The organism is Luteimonas endophytica (assembly GCF_029887875.1).
GTDB classification, from domain to species: domain Bacteria; phylum Pseudomonadota; class Gammaproteobacteria; order Xanthomonadales; family Xanthomonadaceae; genus Luteimonas; species Luteimonas endophytica.
The window spans coordinates 146269-167332 of record NZ_JARXRM010000044.1 but is presented as its reverse complement, the minus strand read 5'-3'; the positions used below and the strand labels follow the sequence as shown (position 1 = coordinate 167332).

General features: G+C 71.8%; 18 protein-coding genes. 9 read left to right on the top strand and 9 right to left on the bottom strand.

The window, feature by feature from the left end; genetic code table 11:
• Positions 1-2: 2 nt before the first annotated feature.
• A complete protein-coding gene (locus QFW77_RS15890) occupies positions 3-650 on the bottom strand; it encodes a serine/threonine protein kinase (RefSeq protein ID WP_280575772.1) in 648 nt (215 codons plus the stop codon).
• A 13-nt stretch (positions 651-663) separates the two neighbouring features.
• Complete coding sequence (locus tag QFW77_RS15885; RefSeq protein WP_280575771.1) at positions 664-1194, bottom strand: RNA polymerase sigma factor; 531 nt, start codon at positions 1192-1194, stop codon at positions 664-666.
• On the opposite strand from QFW77_RS15885, the gene QFW77_RS15880 reads away from it, so the two are divergent.
• A complete protein-coding gene (locus QFW77_RS15880) occupies positions 1181-1363 on the top strand; it encodes a hypothetical protein (protein WP_280575770.1) in 183 nt (60 codons plus the stop codon). The two genes, QFW77_RS15885 and QFW77_RS15880, sit on opposite strands and share 14 nt — an antisense overlap.
• Before the next feature lie 773 nt (positions 1364-2136).
• Here QFW77_RS15880 and QFW77_RS15875 read toward each other — a convergent pair.
• Positions 2137-3021 carry a LysR substrate-binding domain-containing protein gene (locus QFW77_RS15875; protein ID WP_280575769.1) on the bottom strand — a complete coding sequence of 295 codons (885 nt, stop codon included), beginning with the start codon at positions 3019-3021 and terminating at the stop codon, positions 2137-2139.
• A gap of 99 nt (positions 3022-3120) precedes the next feature.
• Here QFW77_RS15875 and QFW77_RS15870 point away from each other — a divergent pair, with 99 nt between their 5' ends.
• The 4 genes from QFW77_RS15870 (at position 3121) to QFW77_RS15855 (ending at position 7234) form a co-directional block, all read left to right on the top strand.
• Positions 3121-3492 (top strand): cupin domain-containing protein, encoded by a 372-nt coding sequence (locus QFW77_RS15870; protein WP_280575768.1) that lies wholly within the window; start codon positions 3121-3123, stop codon positions 3490-3492.
• Entirely contained in the window at positions 3473-4393 is a 921-nt protein-coding gene (locus QFW77_RS15865) for a DMT family transporter (protein WP_425603358.1), read from the top strand. Before QFW77_RS15870 ends, QFW77_RS15865 begins: the two co-directional genes overlap by 20 nt.
• Entirely contained in the window at positions 4390-5286 is an 897-nt protein-coding gene (locus QFW77_RS15860) for a cyclase family protein (RefSeq protein WP_280575767.1), read from the top strand. Before QFW77_RS15865 ends, QFW77_RS15860 begins: the two co-directional genes overlap by 4 nt.
• 280 nt (positions 5287-5566) lie before the next feature.
• Positions 5567-7234 (top strand): sulfatase family protein, encoded by a 1668-nt coding sequence (locus QFW77_RS15855; protein ID WP_280575766.1) that lies wholly within the window; start codon positions 5567-5569, stop codon positions 7232-7234.
• Here QFW77_RS15855 and QFW77_RS15850 read toward each other — a convergent pair.
• The 4 genes from QFW77_RS15850 to QFW77_RS15835 form a co-directional block, all read right to left on the bottom strand.
• Positions 7231-8538, bottom strand: coding sequence for an NTP/NDP exchange transporter (locus tag QFW77_RS15850; protein WP_280575765.1), 1308 nt, complete (start codon positions 8536-8538; stop codon positions 7231-7233). The genes QFW77_RS15855 and QFW77_RS15850 overlap by 4 nt on opposite strands.
• A gap of 57 nt (positions 8539-8595) precedes the next feature.
• Complete coding sequence (locus tag QFW77_RS15845; protein WP_280575764.1) at positions 8596-9678, bottom strand: SRPBCC family protein; 1083 nt, start codon at positions 9676-9678, stop codon at positions 8596-8598.
• Positions 9675-10667, bottom strand: coding sequence for an acyl-CoA desaturase (locus tag QFW77_RS15840; protein WP_280575763.1), 993 nt, complete (start codon positions 10665-10667; stop codon positions 9675-9677). Before QFW77_RS15840 ends, QFW77_RS15845 begins: the two co-directional genes overlap by 4 nt.
• Positions 10668-10857: 190 nt before the next feature.
• On the bottom strand, positions 10858-11853 hold the full coding sequence (locus tag QFW77_RS15835; protein WP_280575762.1) for an aldo/keto reductase: 996 nt from the start codon (positions 11851-11853) through the stop codon (positions 10858-10860).
• A gap of 207 nt (positions 11854-12060) precedes the next feature.
• Here QFW77_RS15835 and QFW77_RS15830 point away from each other — a divergent pair, with 207 nt between their 5' ends.
• Positions 12061-13284, top strand: coding sequence for an HD-GYP domain-containing protein (locus QFW77_RS15830; RefSeq protein ID WP_280575761.1), 1224 nt, complete (start codon positions 12061-12063; stop codon positions 13282-13284).
• 34 nt (positions 13285-13318) lie between these two features.
• Positions 13319-14560: a putative bifunctional diguanylate cyclase/phosphodiesterase gene (locus QFW77_RS15825; protein WP_280575760.1), complete on the top strand. Its 1242-nt coding sequence runs from the start codon at positions 13319-13321 to the stop codon at positions 14558-14560.
• Here the strand turns inward: QFW77_RS15825 and fdhD are convergent.
• Entirely contained in the window at positions 14549-15391 is an 843-nt protein-coding gene (fdhD, locus tag QFW77_RS15820) for a formate dehydrogenase accessory sulfurtransferase FdhD (RefSeq protein WP_280575759.1), read from the bottom strand. The two genes, QFW77_RS15825 and fdhD, sit on opposite strands and share 12 nt — an antisense overlap.
• A 238-nt stretch (positions 15392-15629) precedes the next feature.
• Positions 15630-17447 (bottom strand): DUF885 domain-containing protein, encoded by a 1818-nt coding sequence (locus QFW77_RS15815; protein ID WP_280575758.1) that lies wholly within the window; start codon positions 17445-17447, stop codon positions 15630-15632.
• A gap of 166 nt (positions 17448-17613) precedes the next feature.
• Here QFW77_RS15815 and QFW77_RS15810 point away from each other — a divergent pair, with 166 nt between their 5' ends.
• Together QFW77_RS15810 and QFW77_RS15805 are read left to right on the top strand one after the other, a co-directional pair.
• Complete coding sequence (locus tag QFW77_RS15810) at positions 17614-19257, top strand: TldD/PmbA family protein (protein WP_280575757.1); 1644 nt, start codon at positions 17614-17616, stop codon at positions 19255-19257.
• A gap of 167 nt (positions 19258-19424) precedes the next feature.
• Positions 19425-21059: a TldD/PmbA family protein gene (locus QFW77_RS15805; RefSeq protein WP_280575756.1), complete on the top strand. Its 1635-nt coding sequence runs from the start codon at positions 19425-19427 to the stop codon at positions 21057-21059.
• Positions 21060-21064 lie beyond the last annotated feature (5 nt).

Here is a 21064-nt window from a genome sequence, read left to right as displayed (position 1 = left end):
GGCTAGTCGCGCCCGAAGCGCGCCAGCTCGTCGACGATGCGCTCGCTCCTGCGGATGCCGTCGGCGCCGTCGGCGCGGCCGCCATCCGCGCGGCGCGCCCCGCGCCAGCCGCTCCACGCATACAGCCAGGTCCCGGCCAGCCCGGCCAGGCCGATGCCGAGGCTGGCCCAGACCCACGCCGGAGTCGCCGATCCCGGGGGCACGTCGCCCAGTCCCGCGAAGGCGACCACCACCGGCAGCCACATGATCCACCAGGGCAGGGCGCTGACATTCGCGTTGAAGACGTGGAAGCGCCGCAAGGTGGCCAGCTGTTTCTGGATCCGCAGCACCGGCGCCGAGTAGTCGACGGCGGCGATCAGCGCCATGGTGATTCCCGCCAGGGCGGCGTTGGCCACTCCGAAGGCATGCACCAGGATTCCTGCGGCCAGCAGGCCGGGGACGTCGGGATTGCGCGTCCAGCAGGCGACGCCCAGCAGGATCAGTGCGACGCCGAGCAGGAACTGCAGGGTCTGGCCGAGCATCAGCGGCCGCAGGCTGCGCCTGGCGCGGTCCAGGCGGCTGTCGCGCAGCAACTGCAACTGGATCGCGTCCTGGCGTTCGAGCCGGTCCCCGAGCGCGTGCCAGGCGGACTTGAGTTCGTCGAGTTCCATGGTGTGCTCCATCTCAGTCGTGGCCGGCGGCGCTGGCGTAGTCGCGCAGGCGCTGCTTGAGCCGGTTGATCTTGGTGGTGACGTTACTTTCGCCGATGCCGAGCACGTCGCTCATTTCGCGGATGGTGCGTTCCTCGAGGTAGAGCAGCAGCAGGGCGCGATCGAGTGGTCGCTGGTCGGCGATGAAGCGCTGCAACAGGCGCATCCGGTCCAGGCCGTCGCGGGTGCTGGTGTCCTGATGCGCGGTGTCGTGCAGCGTCTCGTCGAACGGGACGGTCCGGCGGGCGTGCGGCGCATGGCGGCGCACGTGCCCGATCGCGACGTTCAGCGCGATCCGGTACATCCAGGTTGAAAAAGGCCGCGCCGGATCGTAGCCGGCGAACGCGCGCCACAGCTGGGTCGCGATTTCCTGCGCCAGATCGGCGCGATCCTCGGCATGCCATGCGTAGCTGGCGGCGATCTTGAGCACGATCCCTCGATGCCGCCCCAGCAGCGTCTCGAAGCGGGTGCGGTCGTCGGCGGCCATTGCGGTGGCGATCTCCATCGTCGGCATCGGATCCCGGGCGGCGCTCGGCCGCGTCGGGGAGATGATTCGCGCGGCCGGCGAATATGTCACAACGGTCGCGAACCGGGTTCGCACCGTTCGGCCGCGACTGGGCGCTCATCGGTTTGGGTTCCTCTCCAGCGCCTTCGGCCTGCTGTGCGGGGCGTGAGCCGCGCCGGGGGTATTGCTCCGCCCTTCCGTCCGGCCGCGCCAGGCAGTCCTGTCCGATGGAGGGATCCATCACCGTCGCCACGGGGCAGCGACAGCGAATCGCCGCTCCTGGGATGGGTTCTTCAAGAGCGCCTTCGGCCTGCTGTGCGGGGCGTGAGCCGCGCCGGGGGCATTGCTCCGCCCTTCCGTCCGGCCATCCATGGCCGGAGTCAGGGCCGCTGCACATCCACGTGCAGCTCTCCGCAACCCCCCCGGCACGTCTCCCGCTGTCGGCATTGGTGGGCTTCGGATGGATTGGCTACCGAGCGTCCGAAAGCGAATCACCACCGCGGCGCCCGGGCCGGGGGAGGCGGACAGCAGGCCATGGACGGCCTGCGGCGGCGGATCGGGCCATGGATGGCCCGACTCCGCCGGGGAGCCTCCCCCGGCCCGGGCGCCGCCGGCTCCGAAGCCCACGCACCGGCTCCGAAGCCACGCACCGGCTCCGAAGCCCACGCACCGGCTCCGAAGCCCACGCACCGGCTCCGAAGCCCACGCACCGGCTCCGAAGCCCACGCACCGGCTTCTCGATCGAGCACTGGTTGGCCGCGTGGGCACGCGCCACGCCCGGTGCTCGCCCTGGATCGCCCGATTCCGCCGGCGAACCTCCGCGGCCCGGGCGCCGCCGGTTCCGAAGCCCGGGCACTCACCGCTTCGAGCCTCGCATCCGGATCGGCCGGCATGCGATGCACCCGGACCGCTCGCTCCTCCCGGGCGAATCCCCGCCAGCGGTCAATCGGGCGGCTGCGCCAGCAGCCAGTCGACCAGCGCCTGCGCCCCGGGGCGCAAGCGGCGGTGCGAGGGATGGACGATGTAGTAGGCGAAGCGCCCCATCATCTGCGGCCCCGGCAGCCGCACGAGCCGCCCGTTCGCCAGCCAGGGGGCCACGATGCGTTGCCGCGCCAGCCCCACGCCCAAGCCGTGCGCCGCGGCCTCGAGCACCGCGGTGCTGTCGCTGAAGACGTAGCGCGGGTCGACCTGCACGCCGTGGAATCCCGCATGCCGGAACCAGTCGTGCCAGCCCTGGCGCGTGTTGTCGGCGATCAGTGGCAGCGCTGCGATGTCGGCGGCCGATTCGATCCGCTCGGCGCCCGGCAATCCGGCCGCGGCGACCGGGAACATCGTCTCGTCCATCAGCCGCATCGCCGACAGACCCTGCCAGTGCCCGGGGCCGTGGCGGATGCCGAGGTCGGGGCCGCCCTCGTCGAAACGGGTCAGCGCGATCTCGGTGTCGATATGCAGGCGGATGTCCGGGTGCGCGGCGGCGAAGGCCGGCAGCCGCGGCGTCAACCAGCTGTTGGTGAACGAGTGCAGGGTGGTCAGGCGCACCACGCGGCGGTCGTCGCGGCCGCTGTGCAGGTCGTACACCACGCTGTCGATGTCGGTAAGCGCACTGCCGGCGGCATCGGCCAGCTGCCGGCCTTCTGCGGTCAGCGAGACTCCGCGCGCGTGGCGCTGGAACAGCGCCACGCCCAGGCGCCCCTCGAGCTTGCGAACATGATGGCTGACCGCGCTCGCGGTCAGGTGCAGCTCCTCGGCGGCGTGGGCGAAATTCTGGTGCCGGGCCGCCGACTCGAACGCCGCCAGTGCCGGCAGCCAATCGGTCCGTGTCTTCATCGAGCCAAAAGCGTCGTTTGAGTCTGGCGCTGAAAGTACGCGCTTGCGCGGCCATTGGCAAAGCCGACAATGCAAGCCAGACGACTGCCGGAGCCCTCGATGATCACCCACCCCCGGCCGGGAACGGCCCCGAACCCGGTCGCGCTGTCCGCCGTCGCGGCCGGCCTGGCGCGGACCTGGGCCTCCACCGCCCTCGCCACCGTCGGCGGCGCACGGCTCAAGGTGCTGCGGATGGATGCCCGGGCCTACCCCCCCGAATCGCACCCGCACGACGAGGCCCTGCTGGTGCTCGATGGCCGGATGCTGCTCGAGGTCGAAGGTCGCCCGGTCGCCGTCGAGGCAGGCGAGCTCGTCATGGTCCCGGCGGGCACCGTGCATGGCGTCGCCACCGGCAGCCACGGCACCCTGCTCGTGATCGATCCGCGCCCGTCCAGCCCCGAAGGAATCTCGTATGCGGCCCGACTCCTGTAGCACCCTGGCCGCCGGCGCCGCGGCCGCACCGCGCGGTCGCCTCGCCGGCGACTGGCTGACGCCGCTCGAACTGTCGCTGCTGGGCGCGATCTGGGGCGCGTCTTTCCTGTTCATGCGCGTGGCCGCGCCGGACTTCGGCGCGGTGGCCCTGGTGGAGGTCCGGCTCGCGCTGGGCGCGCTGGTGCTGCTGCCGTTCCTGTGGCGCGCGCGCGCCGCGTTCCCGGCAACGCTGTGGCCGCGGCTGGCCCTGATCGGCGCGATCAACTCGGCGGTGCCGTTCGTGCTGTTCGCCTGGGCCGCGCGGCATGCGCCGGCGGGCATCGGCGCGATCACCAACAGCATGGCGGTGCTGTTCACCGCGCTGGTCGGCTTCCTGTTCTTCGGCGAGCGGATCGGCCGACGCAGCGCGGTCGCGCTGGTGGCGGGCTTCGCCGGCGTGCTGGTGCTGGCGGGCGGCAAGACCGCCGGCGCGAGCACCGGCTGGGCGGTGGCTGCGGGCACCGCGGCGGCGTTCCTCTACGGCATCGGCGCCAACCTGGTGCGGCGGCAGCTGACCGGGCTGCCGCCGGCCGCGGTGGCGGCGGCCACGTTGTCCTGCGCGGCGCTGCTGGTGCTGCCGCTGGCGCTCTCGCGCTGGCCGCAGCAGCCGATCCCGGCGGCGTCCTGGTTGTCCGCGGCGGCGCTGGGAGTGCTCTGCACAGGGGTGGCCTTCGTGCTGTTCTACCGGCTGATCCGCCGCGTCGGCAGCGCCCGCGCGGCCGGCGTCACCTACCTGGTGCCACTGTTCGGCGTCACCTGGGCGTGGATGTTGCTGGGCGAACCGCTGACCTGGTCGATGGCCGCGGCCGGCGCGCTGATCCTGGGCAGCGTGGCGCTGAGCCAGCGCGGCGCGCCGCGATGAGCGACAGGCGGGTGGAATTCGACTTCGCGATCGAATTCACCAACGGCGGGGGCATCCAGGGCCAGGGCTTCCGCCTCGACCTCGACGGCGACGAGATCGACGACGCGGCGCTGATCGACTACGTGGTGCGCGACCTGCGGCTGCTGATGGTGGGGCCGGCGCGGATCCTCCGCAAGCGCATCATCATCGAGCCGCACAAGCGCAATCGGGCGGTCGACCCGCAGCCGCGGGCGATCGTCGAACTCAGCCACGTGATCGCCGACGGCACGGTCACCTACCCGGGCCTGCCGGCGCCGCGGATCTGCGACTTCCTCAGCCGCGAGCGCTCGCGCGAGCACTACGCGCCGGGGACCGAGTTCCAGATCGCGGCCATCGAGATGGTCGCCAACACCGGCACCTACGTCGACTGTCCGTTCCACCGCTACCCGGACGGCAGGGACCTGGCGCAGATGCCGGCCGAGGCCTTCGCCGACCTCGAGGCGGTCGTGGTGCGCGCCGACCACCGTCGGGTTCGCGCGATCGATGCCGGGTATTTCCGCGACCGCGAGCTGCGCGGCCGGGCGGTGCTGGTGCACACCGGCTGGGACGAACACTGGACCCGGCCGTCGTATGCGCTCGACCATCCCCATCTGACCGCGGACGCGGCGGACTACCTGCGCGAGTGCGGGGTGCGCCTGGTCGGCATCGACTCGATGAACATCGACGACACCCGCGGCCGCGAGCGCCCGGTGCACACGGGCCTGCTCGGCGCGGAGATTCCCATCGTCGAACACCTGTGCAACCTGGCGGCGCTGCCCGAGGACGGCTTCCGGTTCACCGCGCTGCCGCCGCGCTTCGCCGGGGTCGGCACCTTCCCGGTGCGCGCGATCGCGACCCTGGGCGGGCGCGGCTAGCGGCGCGGCGGCCCGGACTTCGCGCGCGGTGGCGGTTGCCGCGCCGTGACGGTGGCCGCGAGACGGTGGCGGTCCCGTCACGTCACGGCCGCACGCGCGTGGTGACGGCGCGGCTATGGACCGCGGCCGGTTGACTGGTGCGGGCGAGGCTGCCTACCCTGGGCTGAAAACGTTTTCATTCCGGAAGGGCAGGGTGCGCAGCCGAGTACCACCGAGCCGGGCGACGGATCCGGTAAATCGCCGCGGGCTGGCGAACGCCGGCGCCGGCATCGGCGCGGCGATGTCGCTGGCGGCGCTGCTGATGGCGGGCGCCCAGGCTGGCACCGCCGGGGACGAACCGCCGCCCGGGAGCGGCGCGCCCAACGTCGTTTTCATCCTCGCCGACGACGTCGGTTACGGGGACCTGGGCGCCTACGGCGGCAAGGTCCCTACGCCCAATCTCGACCGCCTCGCCCGCCAGGGCATGCGCTTCACCGATGCGCATTCGCCGGCCGCCCTGTGCGCGCCCTCGCGCTTCAGCCTGATGACCGGCAGCCATCCCTACCGCAACGGCCGCCCCGGCGGCAGCTGGGACATCAACAACAGTTCCGGCTTCAGCCATAACGGCGCGCGCACTCGCGCGGGCCGCCACATCACCGTCGGCGAGGTGATGCGCGCCGCCGGCTACCGCACCGCCTTCTTCGGCAAGATGCACCTGGGCGGCGACGTCTACGACAGCGAAGGGCGGGTGATCCGCGACAAGAACGCGCTCAACACCATGGATTTCAGCCGCGGGATCGGCGACGGTCCCGACCGCCACGGCTTCGACTACTGGCTCGGGCTGCCCAGCGGCATCCAGCACGAGCCCTACGCCTATTTCGAGAACGGGCGTTTCGCGCCGGTCGATCCCGCCAGGCCCGCCGACAATTCCAGCACCCGCCTGCTCGAGGACGGCTTCTACCTGGTGAGCGGCAACGGCCTGTCGGAAATCGTCGAGGCGGCGAAGGTCCCGGCGCGCGGCGATGTCGACTACGATTCGAGCCAGGCCGGGATCCGGCTCACCGACGCCGCGGTGGACTTCATCGACCGGCACGTGGAGGAGAACCGGGAGCGCGGGCGCGAGCGGCCGTTCCTGCTGTATTTCGCCTCGCAGGCGATCCACGTGCCGCATTCGCCGCCGTTCGATTTCGACGGGGATCCGTCCACCATCGACGAGCAGGTGTACGGCCGGACCGGCGCGATGACCTCCGACGTGCTGTACGAACTCGATCTGCAGGTCGGCAGGATCGTCGCCAAGCTGGAGGAGGAGGGCATCGCCGATCGGACCCTGATCTTCTTCACCAGCGACAACGGCGCACTGTGGCCGCACGTCGCCCACTACGGCGATCCGGCGCACGACAACAACGGCCCGTTCCGGGACTACAAGGCCTCCGTCTACGAGGGCGGCCACCGCGTGCCGTTCATCGCCAGGTGGGGCGACGGCACCGCCGGCGGCTCGGTCGTCCCGCCCGGGACCGTGTCCGACCAGCTGATCATGGGCCAGGACTGGGTGGCCACCATGTACCAGCTGACCGGCCAGGACATGCAGGAGGACCAGGCGCTGGACAGCGTGTCGCTGCTGCCGGTCCTCACCGGGCGCCAGCCGGAGGACGAGCCGCTGCGCGAGTTCGCCCTGTACCAGGGCGGAGACGCCTACGAAGGCGCGATCCGCGAGGGTAGCCTGGTGCTGGTGGTCGACGACAAGGCGGGCGCGAGGGAACTGTACGACCTGGCCGCCGATCCGGCCCAGGAGCACGACCTGTCCGGTCTGCCCGCCTACCGCGAGACCGTCGCCAGGCTGCACCGCAAGTTCCTCACCTACAACGACCACCGGGATGACACCGTCGAACCCAGGACGACCCGGCCGTTCCGGCGCGGCCCTCCGGGCCGGGACGGGCGAATTCCCCGGCCCGGGCCGGCCGTCCCCTAGGCGTGCGTGCCGGGCGCCGCGGCCGGCGCGTCGGCGCGCCGCCCCTGCGCCCGCCCCAGCCAGAGGCCGAGCGCGGCCCAGACCACGGCCAGCGGAACCACCACGCCGACCAGACCGCCCAGGGCCAGCCCCAGGCGCCCGAGCAGGCCCTCGGTCTGCGCCCCCATCACGTCGCCGGCGCGGTACACGAAGGTGTCGATGAAGGCCTTCGCCTTGTACTTGTCTTCGCGGCCGACCACGGTGAACAGGGTCTCGCGCGCGGGCCGGGTCAGGCCGCGCTGTACCGCGCGGTTGGTGGCCTCGAGCAGGATCAGCACCGCGAAGGAGCCGTAGATCGCCAGCCCCACGAAGCCGATCGCCATCGCGATCGGCAGCAGCGCCAGCGCGAACGCCAGGCCCAGCCGCCTGATGATGCGGCCGGTGAGCGTGAGCTGCAGCGCCAGGACCGCCACCTGGGTCCACATGTCGATGCTCCCGAGCAAGCCGGCGCGGGCATCGAGATCGGTCTCGGCGGCCGCCACCATCTGCAGCCGGGTGAAATAGATGAAGGTCGCCACGATGGTCATGATGACGACGTAGCCGGCGATCCCCAGCAGGTACGGCGAGGAGAACACCGCGCGGGCCCCGGCCCAGGCGCTGCCGCCGATCCGCACCGCTTCCTCGGCCAGGGCGGTCGCCGGGCCGGTGGCCTGCCCGCGATCCGGCCGCATCCGCACCAGCAGCCAGGCCAGGGCGATCGCCAGCGTCAGGAACAGCCCCGCCACCAGCAGCAGGTTCGGCGTTCCCAGCGGGCCGGCCAGCCGCGAGGCCAGCCAGGGCCCGAAGATCGCGCCGAGCGTCCCGCCGACCGCGATCAGGGCGAAGAAGCGCTTGGCCTGTTCGCTGGAGAAACGGTCGGCGAGCAGCGCCCAGAACACCATCGTCACGAACAGGTTGAACACGCTGAACCAGACGTAGAACACCTGCCCGCTGCGCTCGCCCACGGCGCCGGGTGCGAACTGCAACAGCGCCCAGAAGCCGACCAGGCTCAGCACGAAGAAGCCGTAGGTCGCGGAGATGAAGTGCAGGCGACGGAAGCGGGCGACCAGCCAGCCGAACACCGGGTTGACCAGCAGGGTCGCCAGGGCGGTGCCGATGAACAGCCAGCGCACGCTCTCGATGCCGCGTTCCATGCCCAGCGCATCGCGCGCCGGGCGCAGCATCATCAGCGCGGTCAGGATGCAGAAGAAGAACACCGCGGCCACGAGCACCGGCGCGATCTCCTCGCGGCGGAGGTTGAACAGTCCAGCGATCCGCTCGCGCATACAGGCCTCCATCGCGGTTCGGGAGCGCTGCCTGGCGACAGCGCGCGGGAATGCCGGCTATCCGGCGGGATGCGGTGCTTCCGGCGTCGGCGCGACGGATCCCGCGGCCCCGACCGCGGCTTCGCTGCGCTGGCGGTAGAACTCGAGTGCGGTGTCCTCGAAATTGCCGATCAGCAGCTTCGCCAGCGGCTCGGCGTACCAGTTGAAGCGGGTGCTGACGCGGTAGTCCATTCGCAGGGTCAGCCTGGTGGCGTCGCCGGTCGGTTCCAGCGTGTAGATGGTATCGCCGAGATCGAAATAGTCGCCGCCGATGCGGACGTGGTCGTCGAGCGCGCGCGGCGGGATGGAGTCCGCGTCGAAGCGGTAGCGGAACCGGACCCGGCGCTCCGGAATCCATTCGGTGACCACCTGCTCGAAGCGGATCCCCTTGCCCATGCGGATGCGGCGGACCCGGCCCTCGGCGGTTTCCCCGGTGATGCCCGAGACCGGCAATGGCACGCCGATGCGATACATCCAGCCGCGGTCGACCTCCTCGGGGCGAATCGCATCGGCGTGGTGGATCTGCTTCCAGACCTCCGCCGGCGGGGCGGCGATGACGACGGTGCGTTCCACGCCGTCGAGCCGCCGCGGCAGGCCGGTGCCCGGCTCGAACGCGCCAAGCAGCAGCGGCAGCACGGCGATGCTGTAGGTCGCGTGCCGCGGCCAGCGTGTCCAGCGGCAGATCGCGCCCATCGCCAGCCCGCCGAGCCCGCCGAGCGTGGCGAACAGGGGAACGATGAGGATCGCGCAGATCCAGCCTTCGATCAGGATGAGCAGGGTGCCGACGACGAACAGCACGTTCGCCAGGAACGGCGCGAAGAAATAATAGCGCCAGCTCCGGCGCCGCTGCCGTTCCGCGGCGTAGACGGTCACCGCCCCGACCACGATGGGGGTCAGGAGGATGAAGCTGCCGGCCATCGCCGAGTACGCCTGTCCCGGCGATGCGCTGAAGAACAGCCGCAGCACCAAGCCGACGCCGGCGCCGGCCAGGATCGGCCACGGCAGCCGGAACGGCAGGGAGTCGCGCAGCCGGACGGGGGCTGCCGGTTCGCCCGGGGGCGCTCCAGGCTGTCGGTGGCCGGGCGTCTCGTCTTCGCTCATCGGTGAAGGCTCCTGCAGGCCTGTGCGTCGGCGGTGGCGCCAGCCGGCGCACGGCCGCGCGCCGGCGCCGTTCCAACCAGCTCGGACCGATGCGGCAGATCGTCTGGCAGGCGGATGTCCCAGGCCAGGCCCATCCGCTGCAGCGCCATCAGCGCCCACCAGCCGGGATCCCATTCGCCGGGGTGGAGCCCGAGCCTGGCCGAACCGGGAAACGCGTGATGGTTGTTGTGCCAGCATTCGCCCATCGTCAGCAGCGACGCGAAGCGCACGTTGCGGCCCTGCACGCAGGCCCCGCGGACCTGCTGGGGCATCGGGCCGTGATTGTGTGCGAACCAGCCCACCAGCCAGTGCCCGCAGACCCCCACCGTCACCCGGGCGCACACGCCCCAGAACACGAACGCCCAGCCGCCCCACCACCACAGCAGCAGCGCCCAAGGCAGCTGCTGCAGCATCCACGTGCGCTGCAGGAAGCGGTAGACCGGATCGCCGGCGACGCGCGATTCGAGCTCGATGCGCGGCGGCCGCGTCAGCCGCAGCTCGCAGTGCAGCTGCCACCACCCGTCCAGGAACAGGGAACGCCCGTGCCCGAGATAGTCGTGGCAGTGCGGCAGGCGTTGCGCGTAATCGCGCAGATCGTGCGTGCGCAGCAGCCCGAGCGGGCCCGCCAGTCCGACAAGCACGCCGCAGTAGACGAGGAAGTACTCCAGCCATCTTGGGCACTGGAAACTGTCGTGAATCAGCTTGCGGTGCATGCCGAGCGAGTGCCCCAGCAGGAGCATCGCAGCGGTGGAGGCGACGAACAGCGCGAACGCACTCCAGCGGAAGGTCAGTGCGCCTCCGGCCACCGCGCCGACCGCCATCGCGGTCAGCCAGAGCGAGCGGACGGGTTCCCAGTGCACGGTGCCGTCCAGCACGCTGCGCCCGTCCGCTGCGCGAACGCGGTGATCCTGGAGGCTTTGCGGCAGCATCGCCATTCCTGCCTTCCCCATGCGTTATTCCTTCGCCGCGGCGTGCGTGGCGTGAGGATGCCATGCGCCGGCTGCCCGCGCGCCTGCCGTCTCGTTCGAGCGGGCCCGGCGTGCGGGGAATTCCCGGACCCGAAGCCCGTCAACGGCTGGCTGGTTCGCCTCCGCGACAGACAGGCGCCGCGGCGGTCCGGGCGCGCATTCTCCACGCGGATCAGGCGAACAGCGCGAGCAGTTCGTCCTGCTGTTCGCGCTCGAGCAGGGGGCCGACGCCGGCCCGCAGATTGTCCCGCTGGCGATGCGGCTTGCCGGTGGCGGGGATCACCGCGGTCACCGCGGGGTGGCTGAGCGCGAACTTCAGGAACATCTGCGCCCAGGAGCCGACCCCCACCGCGGCCGCCCAGTCCGGCAGTGGCCTGTTCTCGACCTGCGCGAACAGCTTGCCATCGTCGAAGGCGCGGTTGATCAGCACCGCCACGCCCAGTTCCTGCGCCGCCGGCAGCAGCGACTCGGCGGCCTGCGGCGCGCTGACCGAATAGTTGATCTGGATGAAGTCCGGCCGCTCGGCGCGCATGATGCGTTCCAGCTCGGCGTGCCCGCTCTCCAGGTAGTGGGTCAGGCCGACGTACTTCGTCAGCCCCTGCTCCTTGAGTTCGCGCGCGTAGGGCAGGGCGATTTCCCAGGCGCGCAGGTTGTGCACCTGCAGCAGCTCGACGCGGTCGGTGCGCAGCCGGCGCAGCGACCCGGCCCACTGCGCCTCCATCGCGGCGCGGTCGTCGGCGGCGATCTTGGTGGCGAGGAAACAGCGGTCGCGCCAGCCGCCCTCGTCGAGCAGGGCGCCGAGCACCTCCTCGGCGTTGGAGTAGTTGGGCGAAGTGTCGAAGACGCTGCCGCCGCCCTCGAAGAACACCCGGACGGTCTCCTTCAGGGTCTCGAACTCCGGGGAATCCAGCGGCACCTCGTAACTGCCCGAGGTGCCGGCGCCGATCACCGGCAGCGCCTCGCCGGTGGCGGGAACGAGGCGGGCGATCAGCGGACCGGCGTCGGTCGCGGCCGCGGCGGCCGGTGCCGCAGCGGCGGCGGGCGCGGCCCGGGCCCGCGCCGGCGCCGGCGCCGGCGCCGCCTCGCGACCGCAGGCGGCCAGCGGTGCCAGCGCCAGGCCGGTGGCTGCGAGCGAGGCGGAGCTCAGAAAGTCGCGGCGGGAGGTCATCGCGGTTCCTCGGCGGGGCGGTGTTTCATCCTAGTGCGGGGCCGGAAGAACGCAATACGGCGTGCTCAAGGCCTGGCAGCGGCGGTCGATACCGTGGCGGTAGCGCGGGACGCCGGTCTGGGCGGCGCAGCGCATGCGCCGGCACCGGGCGGGGCACGCCACCGCCGCTGCGGCGGGCCGGCCGTGGGCATCAACCGGGAGTTCGGATTGAAAGTCGAAGAGTGCCGGGTCGCGGTGGCCGATCTCACCGAGGGCATGTACGTCTGCCGCCTCGACCGGCAGTGGGAGGGCACGCCGTTCCCGCTGCAGGGCGTGGCGATCCGCTCGCAGGCCGACATCGATGCCCTGGCGCGGCACTGCAGCTGGGTCTACGTCGACGTCCTGCTCGGGGTGGCGCCGGCCGCCCGGGCCGTGGGCGGCGCCCCGGGGCGCGCCTACGCCGCCCACGAGATCGAGGCACTGCAGCACAGCCGCGTCTATCCCGAACTGGCCAGCTTCGACGCCGAGCTGCCGCAGGCGCGGGACGCGCAGGCGCAGGCGGCGCGGCTGGCCGGCCGGATCCTGGACGATGTGCGCGAGGGGCGCAGGATCTCGCCCGAGGACGTGCGCGGCGCGGTCGAGCCGATGGTGCGGAGCATGGTGCGCAACGTCGACGCCTTCCTGTGGATCGACCGCCTGCGCACGCGCGGCGCCTACGAGTACGGCCATGCGCTCAACTGCAGCGCGCTGGCGGCGGCGTTCGGCCGCCACGTCGGCTTCCCGGAACCGCTGCTGGTCGACATGGCCAGCGGCGCGCTGCTGCTCGACATCGGCAAGCTGCAGGTGGCCCCGGAACTGCTGGCGCGGCCCGGGCCGCTCGACGCTGCCGAGATGGGCGCGGTGCGGGCCCACGTTGAAAGGGCGCTCGAAGTGCTGGACGACAGCGCCGCGGTCCCGGCCCACGTGCGCGAGATGATCCGCACCCACCACGAGCGCATCGACGGCAGCGGCTACCCGGGCGGACTGGAGGGCGAGCGGATCCCGCTGCTGGGGCGCATCGCCGCGGTGATCGACTCCTACGATGCCATGACCAGCGACCGCCCGCACCGCAAGGCGGCCGGTCAGCACGTGGCGCTGCAGGAACTCTACCGCGGCCGCGATCGTCTGTACTCGGCCGAGGTGGTGGAGCAGTTCATGCAGTGCATGAGCGTGTACCCGGTCGGCTCGCTGGTGGAACTGAGCAGCGGCGAGGTGGCCATCGTGATGGCGCAGAACGCGGCGCGGCGGCTGATGCCCAGGGTGATGCTGCTGACGGCCCCCGACAAGCAGCCGCTGCGCGACTTCGGCACGCTCGACCTGATGATGCAGGGCGACCGCGACGTCGCGGTCCGGATCGCGGCGCCGCTGCCGCCGGGCGCCTACGGGCTCGACCCGGTCGAGCTGTTCCTGTGAGCATGCGGGCGCCCGGGGCGAAGGCGGCGCGCCCATGCTGAACCGCGCCGCCGTGCTGCGGGCGGTGGCCGCGGCCATCGATTCGGGCCGCCCCGGCCCCGGCGCGCTCGGAGTCCTGGTGGTGCGCAGCCAGCGCATGCGCGAGACCGAGCTGGCGCTCGGCTACGCCGTCGGCGAGCGGGTGGCGGCGGCGATGGAGGCCGCGCTGGTCGCGGCGCTGCGCCCGCACGACGCGGTGCTGCGCATCGGCGAATACGACTTCCTGCTGCTGCTGCCCGCGCTGCGCAGCCGGCAGCATGCTGCGCTGGCCGGAGCCAAGCTGGTGCGGACCCTGCAGCAGCCGGTGTCGCTGGACGGCTGGCAGGTGCAGCCTTCGATCGCGGTGGGCGCGGCGCTGTGCCCGGACCACGGCGACGATCCCGAGCAGCTGTGCCGGCGCGCGGACCGCGCCTGCGACGACGCGCTCGCGGGCGGCGAGGGGTTCGCGTTCTGGCAGCGGCCCGCGATCGCCGCGCAGTTCACCCACGAAGAGCTGCGCGACGCGCTCGCCGGCAACCGCCTGGAGCTGTACCTGCAGCCGATCCTGGACCTGCGTGCCGAGCGCGTCGTCGGCTACGAAGCGCTGGCGCGCTGGGCGCACCCGCGCATCGGCCCGGTGGCGCCGCCGGACTTCGTCGGTGCCGCCGAACGCACCGGCCTGATCGGCGAGCTGACCCGCTGGAGCCTCAATGTCGCCCTGCGCCAGGTCGCGCAGATGCGTCGCGCCGGCCGCCCGGTGCGGGTCAACGTCAACCTGTCGGCCGCCGCGCTGCAGCTGCCCGGATTCGTGCCGCAGGTACTGGACCTGCTGCGCTTCTGGGAGGTGCCGCCGGAAGGCCTGGTGCTGGAAGTCACCGAGAGCGCGCTGATGCGCGACGTCGCCCGCTGCCAGGCGCTGCTGGCGGCGCTGCGCGACGCCGGGGTCGGCATCTCGATCGACGACTTCGGCACCGGTTACTCGTCGATGGCCTACCTGCGGCAGCTGCCCGCGGGGGAGCTGAAGATCGACCGCAGCTTCGTCGCCGACATGACCGAGGACCGCCGTTCGCGGCGCCTGGTCGGCTCGATGATCGACCTGTCCCACCATCTCGGGCTGGAGGTGGTGGCCGAAGGCGTGGAGGACGCGGCCACGCTCACGCTGCTGCGCGAACTCGGCTGCGACCACGCCCAGGGGTACCTGATCGGCCGGCCGGCCCCGGCCACGGAAACGGTGGCGGTGGCGGCCTCAGCCGCCTGAGTCGAGCAGGCGCCAACCGTGCGCATACACGGCATGGCCGTCGTCCCTGGCGAAGCCCAGCAGCGTGAGCCGGGCCCGTTCGGCCACCGCGATCGCCAGCGCGGTGGGCGCCGACATCGCCGCCATCAGGCCGATGCCGGCGCTGGCGGCCTTCATCGCCATCTCGTAGCTGGCGCGGCTGGTGACCACCAGGAAGCCGCGGTCGGGGCGCTCGCCGCCCCGGTGCATCGCACCGATGAGCTTGTCCAGCGCGTTATGGCGGCCGATGTCCTCCCGCGCGAGTTTCAGGCCTCCTTCGGCATCGGCCCATCCGGCGCCGTGGGTGGCGCCGGTCAAGGCATTGAGCGCCTGCGCCGCGGCCAGTTCGCGCAGCGCCCGCCGCACCGCCGCGGCTTCGACCCGGAGCCCCGCGGCCACCGGCGGCGGCTGGCGCAGCGCGGTTTCCAGCAGCTCGCTGCCGCAGATCCCGCAGCCGCTGCGCCCGGGCAGGGTGCGGCGCCGTTGCAGCAGCGCCTCGGCGCGCGCCGCCGGGATCGACAGGCGCACTTCCATGCCTTCGACGCGCTCTTCGACGCCCTCGATCGCCGCGTCGGCGGCAGCCGCGACGATCCCCTCGCTGAGCGCGAAGCCGATGGCGAAGTCCTCCAGGTCCGCGGGCGTCGCCATCATCACCGCGAATGGCGCCCCGTTGCAGACCAGCGCCACCGGCACCTCCTCGGCGACGTGGTCGCCGTGGCGCAGCCGGCCGGACCCGTGCCAACGCTCCACGGTGCGCAGCACGCTGCCCGGCACGGCTGCGATCGGTACGGCGGGGCGCTTGGGCAGGGTCATGGCGGCATGGCGGCGGCGGCCAGCGGCGGATGCCGCGTCGGCCGCGCGCCGGTTGCCCGGTCGCGGCCCGCCGACCTTAACGCACGCCGCGTCCCTGCGCTGCGAAGGCGGCGCCCGGACGGATGCGGCCGCCACCCCCGCGAAGTGCAGGCGCGAAGCGCCCGATGGGAGCGATGGAACTCGCGACATCGCAACCCCGCCGACCGTCCCGCCCCGGGGCGAACGCAGCTCGCCGGGGTCAGCGGATCGGTTCGTCCAGGATCAGCTGGCGCACGAAGCGCACCGGCGGCGCGCCCGTGGCCAGGACCTCGTCGTGGTAGGCCTTCAGGTCGAACGCCTCGCCGCGCGCCTGCTCGACCGCGCGGCGCATGTCGAAATGCTCCTGCGCGCCGGCGAAATAGGTGGGCAGTTGCGCGGAGGTGAGCTGGGCGCGCACCCATTTGCCGGCCGCCTCGCGCTCCTGCTGGAAGGTGGTCCGGACCATCAGCTCCATCGCCCGCTCGCGGTCCCAGCCGTCCACGTGCACGCCCTGGTCGAGGATCGCGTTGGCCACCGCGCGCAGGTAGAACTTCAGCTGCACCAGGCGGAACAGCGGGTCGCCGCCGAGATAGCCTGCGTCGGCCATCATGTCCTCGGTGTAGACCGCCCAGCCTTCCGCGAACGGACCCGAGCGCAGCACCGCGCGCAGGGTGGAGGGGTGCTTCACCGAATGCGCACCCTCCAGGTAGTGGCCCGGCATCGCCTCGTGGATCGAGAGCAGATGGATCATGCGGTCGTTGTATTCGCGCAGGAACGAATCGGTCTGCTCGTCGCTCCAGTCGTCGGGGATCGGCGAGATCGCGTAGTAGGTGTCCAGGCCCTTGTCGAGCGGGCCGGGCGAATCGCAGTAGGCCACCGCCACGCCGCGCTGGAATTCGGGCATCAGGATGATCTGGACCGGATCGTCCGGCACCGTCACCAGGTCGTGCTCGCGGGTGAAGGCGGTGGCCTGCTCCAGGGTCTGCCTGGCGAAGTCGACGACCTCCTCGCGCCCCGGCTTCTCTGCATAGGCCAGCTCCAGCGCTGCCTCGATCGCGGCCTGGCGCTGGTCGTCGTCGGGCCGCTCCGGCAGCGCCGGCGCGCCGGGCGCGTCCTTCAGCACGGTCCGGGCGATCGAGTACATCTCGTCGCGGACGCGGGCGATGTCGGCCTCGGCGCGCTGGCGGATGTCCTGGCGCGTGAGCTCGGAATTGAGCGCGAAGCGCAGCTTCTGGTCGTACAGCCCGGCACCGATGCGGAAGTCGCCGGCCGCGTTCGGTACCAGGGTCTCCTCCAGCCAGGTCTGGTGCTCGGCGACCGCCGCGCGCAGGCCCGCGACGGCCGCATCGAGGCGCTCGCGCTGCGCGCCGTCCAGCTGGTCGAGGTTGGGGGTAATGAACTCGTCGACCAGGGCGAGGATGCCCCGGTTCTGCTGCGCCACGGTCTCGGCGTGGATCTTGGGCACCCGCGCCGGGTCCAGGTTCTCGCGCGCCTGCGCGAACAGCGCCGGCAGTTTCTCCATGCGCGCGGTGGCGGACTGCAGGCGCTCGGGCAGCGGCGCGAACTCGCGCGCCATCAGGCCGTAGATCGCGCCGCCGGCCAGGCTGTTGTAGAGCAGCGGATCCCAGGCCCACGACTGCAGCGTCTCGGCGGTCCAGATCTCGCCTTCCAGTTGGTTGCGCAGGATCGCCGCGTCCACCTGGTTCTCGCGCGACAGGCGCGCGGCATCGATCGCGTCCAGTTCGGCCAGCAGCTCGCGCGCCAGTTCCAGCGCGCGGGCGCGGCCCTCGGCGCTCAGGTCGTCGAGTTCGCCGTCGTAGCGATGGTCGCCGATCTGGGTGGCCGAGACCGGCGAAACCGCGAACCAGCCGTCCAGGGCGCGCTGCGAGAGCTGGGCGAAGCGCGCGTCGGCGACCGCGTCGACCGCAGCGTCGGCCTCGGTGGGAGCGGGCGCCGTGGAACCGGCAGGGGGCGCTTCGCTGCGCTGGCAGGCCGACAGCGCGGCGAGCAGGGCGAGGGCGAGGAGGCGATGACGCATGGGTGGGCTCCGGGGCGGTCAGCCGGGCAGCATAGGGGCGGGCGGGGCCCGGCGCATGTGCCGCAAGCCGTGGTTTGACGGTCGGAGGGGGCGGGGCAAGAATGCGGGCCGACGCGACCGGCCCGGTTGCCGGCGCCGCGCCCGGCGCACTTCCTGGAGACGCCCATTGCAACGACGTGATTTCCTCGCCCTCGGCGCCCTCGGCGGCCTCGGCGTGGGCGGCCTGGTCCTGCCGCCGTTCATGGGTCGCGCGATCGCCGCCGAGGCATTGCCGGAGCGGTTCGACGTCGCCTTCAAGAAGCGCCTGGCCGATGCCGCGCTGAACGCGGCCAGCGGCGACGGCGCCGGCTACTGCGACGTGCGCATCGGCCGCTATCTGCGGCAGGCGCTGACGACCCGCGAGGACAAGGTCGAGAACGTGGTCAGCACCGAGTCCACCGGCGTCGGGGTGCGGGTGATCGCCGGCGGTGCCTGGGGCTTCGCGGCCACCAACACGCTGACCGAGGCGGGCGTGGCGGAGGCGGCCCGGCAGGCCACCGCGATCGCCAAGGCCAACGCGAGGATCCAGACCGAGCCGGTGCGGCTGGCGCCGGTGCAGGGCGTGGGCGAGGTGTCGTGGCGCACGCCGATCCGCCGCAACGCGATGGAAGTGCCGGTCGCGGAGAAGATCGACCTGCTGCTCGGGGTCAACGCCGCGGCGCTCGCGGCCGGCGCCGACTTCATCGCCTCGCGGATGTTCCTGGTCAACGAGCAGAAGTACTTCGCCAGCACCGACGGCTCCTACATCGACCAGGACGTGCACCGGATCTGGGCGCCGTTCACCGTCACCGCCATCGACAAGCGGAGCGGCCGGTTCCGCACCCGCGACGGCCTGGCCTCGCCGATGGGGCTGGGTTACGAGTACCTGGACGGCGATGCGGCCGGCCGGGTGCAGCTGCCCGGCGGGGTGGTCGCGTACGCCGGATCCTACGACATGCGCGAGGACGCGGTGGCCGCCGCCAGGCAGGCGCAGGAGAAGCTGAAGGCGCCCTCGGTCGAGCCCGGCAGGTACGACCTGGTGCTCGATCCCACCAACCTGTTCCTGACCATCCACGAGAACGTCGGCCACCCGCTGGAACTGGACCGGGTGCTCGGCTACGAGGCCAACTACGCCGGCACCAGCTTCGCCACCCTCGACAAGCGCGAGCAGGGCTACCGCTACGGCAGCGAGCGGGTGAACTTCTTCGCCGATCGCGTGCAGCCGGGCAGCCTGGGGGCGGTGGGCTACGACGACGAGGGCGTCAAGGCCAGGCGCTGGGACCTGGTGCGCGACGGCGTGCTGGTCGACTATCAGGCGACCCGCGACCAGGCCCACATCCTCGGTCACGAGCGCTCGCACGGCTGCAGCTACGCCGATTCCTGGTCCAGCGTGCAGTTCCAGCGCATGCCCAACGTGTCGCTGGCGCCGGGACGCGAGCCGCTGGATCCGGCGGCAATGATCGCGGGGGTGGAGAACGGCATCTACATCCTCGGTCGCGGCTCGTACTCGATCGACCAGCAGCGTTACAACGCCCAGTTCGGCGGGCAGTTGTTCTACCGGATCAAGGACGGCGAGATCGCCGGCATGGTCGAGGACGTCGCCTACCAGATCCGCACCCCGGAGTTCTGGGGCGCCTGCGCGGCGATCTGCGACGAGCGCGATTTCCGCCTCGGCGGTTCGTTCTTCGACGGCAAGGGCCAGCCCAGCCAGGTCTCGGCGGTCTCGCACGGCACGGCGACGACCCGCTTCGACGGCGTCAACGTCATCAACACCGCGCGCAACCTGGGGTAGGGCGGGCCGGCCGCGCGCTTGCGCTCGCGTCTATGCCAAAAGTCATTTGACGCCCCTGCGGCTGGCGGCAAGAATCGAATGGTCATGGCGACGGACGTCGCGCGTGCCTCCGCAACCCATTCAGCCCGGCCGCCTGCGCGCCGCGGCGCCATCACGGGAGAGCTGCCTTGCAACGACGTGACTTCCTGGCCCTCGGCGGCCTCGGACTGGGCGGGCTGGTCCTGCCCTCGTACTTCGGCCGCGCGATCGCCGCCGAGGAGCTGCTGTCGACCTTCGATCCCGCGCTCAAGAAGCGCCTGGCCGATGCCGCGCTGAACGCGGCCAGCGGCGACGGCGCCAGCTACTGCGACGTGCGCATCGGCCGCTACCTGCGCCAGTTCGTGATGACCCGCGAGGACAAGGTCCAGAACGTGGTCAGCACCGAGTCCACCGGCGTCGGGGTGCGGGTGATCGCCGGCGGCGCCTGGGGCTTCGCGGCCACCAACACGCTGACCGAGGCGGGCGTGGCGGAGGCGGCCCGGCAGGCCACCGCGATCGCCAAGGCCAACGCGAAGATCCAGACCGAGCCGGTGCGGCTGGCGCCGGTGCAGGGCGTGGGCGAGGTGTCGTGGCGCACGCCGATCCGCCGCAACGCGATGGAAGTGCCGGTCGCGGACAAGGTGGACCTGCTGCTCGGGGTCAATGCCGCGGCGCTGGAGGCCGGCGCCAGCTTCGTCAACTCGATGCTGTTCCTGGTCAACGAGCAGAAGTACTTCGCCAGCACCGACGGCTCCTACATCGACCAGGACGTGCACCGGATCTGGGCGCCGATGACGGTGACCGCGATCGACAAGGAGAGCGGCAAGTTCCGCACTCGCGACGGCCTGTCATCGCCGATGGGCATGGGCTTCGAATACCTGGACGGCGCCGCCTCCGGCAAGACCACGCTGCCCAACGGCGTGGTCGTGTACGGCATGTCCTACGACATGCGCGAGGACGCGGTGGCCGCCGCCAAACAGGCGCAGGAGAAGCTGAAGGCGCCCTCGGTCAAGCCCGGCCAGTACGACCTAGTCCTCGATCCCTCGCACACCTGGCTGACCATCCACGAATCCATCGGCCACCCGCTCGAGCTGGACCGGGTGCTCGGCTACGAGGCCAACTACGCCGGCACCAGCTTCGCCACCCTCGACAAGCGCGAGCAGCGCTTCCAGTACGGCAGCGACATCGTCACCGTGTTCGCCGACAAGGTGCAGCCCGGCAGCCTCGGCGCGGTGGGTTACGACGACGAGGGCGTCAAGACCAAGCGCTGGAACCTGATCGCCGACGGCAAGCTGGTCGACTACCAGACCATCCGCGACCAGGCGCACATCCTCGGCAAGACCGAGTCCGACGGCTGCTGCTATGCCGATTCCTGGTCCAGCGTGCAGTTCCAGCGCATGCCCAACGTGTCGCTGGCCGCCGGCAAGGACGAGCTGAGCGTGGCGGACATGATCAAGGACGTCGAGAACGGCATCTACATCATCGGCGACGGTTCGTTCTCGATCGACCAGCAGCGCTACAACGCCCAGTTCGGCGGGCAGCTGTTCTACGAGATCAAGGACGGGGAGATCGCCGGCATGGTCGAGGACGTCGCCTACCAGATCCGCACCCCGGAGTTCTGGAACGCCTGCGCCGCGATCTGCGACGAGAGCGACTACCGCCTCGGCGGCTCGTTCTTCGACGGCAAGGGCCAGCCCAGCCAGGTTTCGGCGGTCTCGCACGGCTCGGCCACCGCGCGCTTCAACGGCATCAACGTGATCAACACCGCCCGCTCGCTCGGCTGACCGGC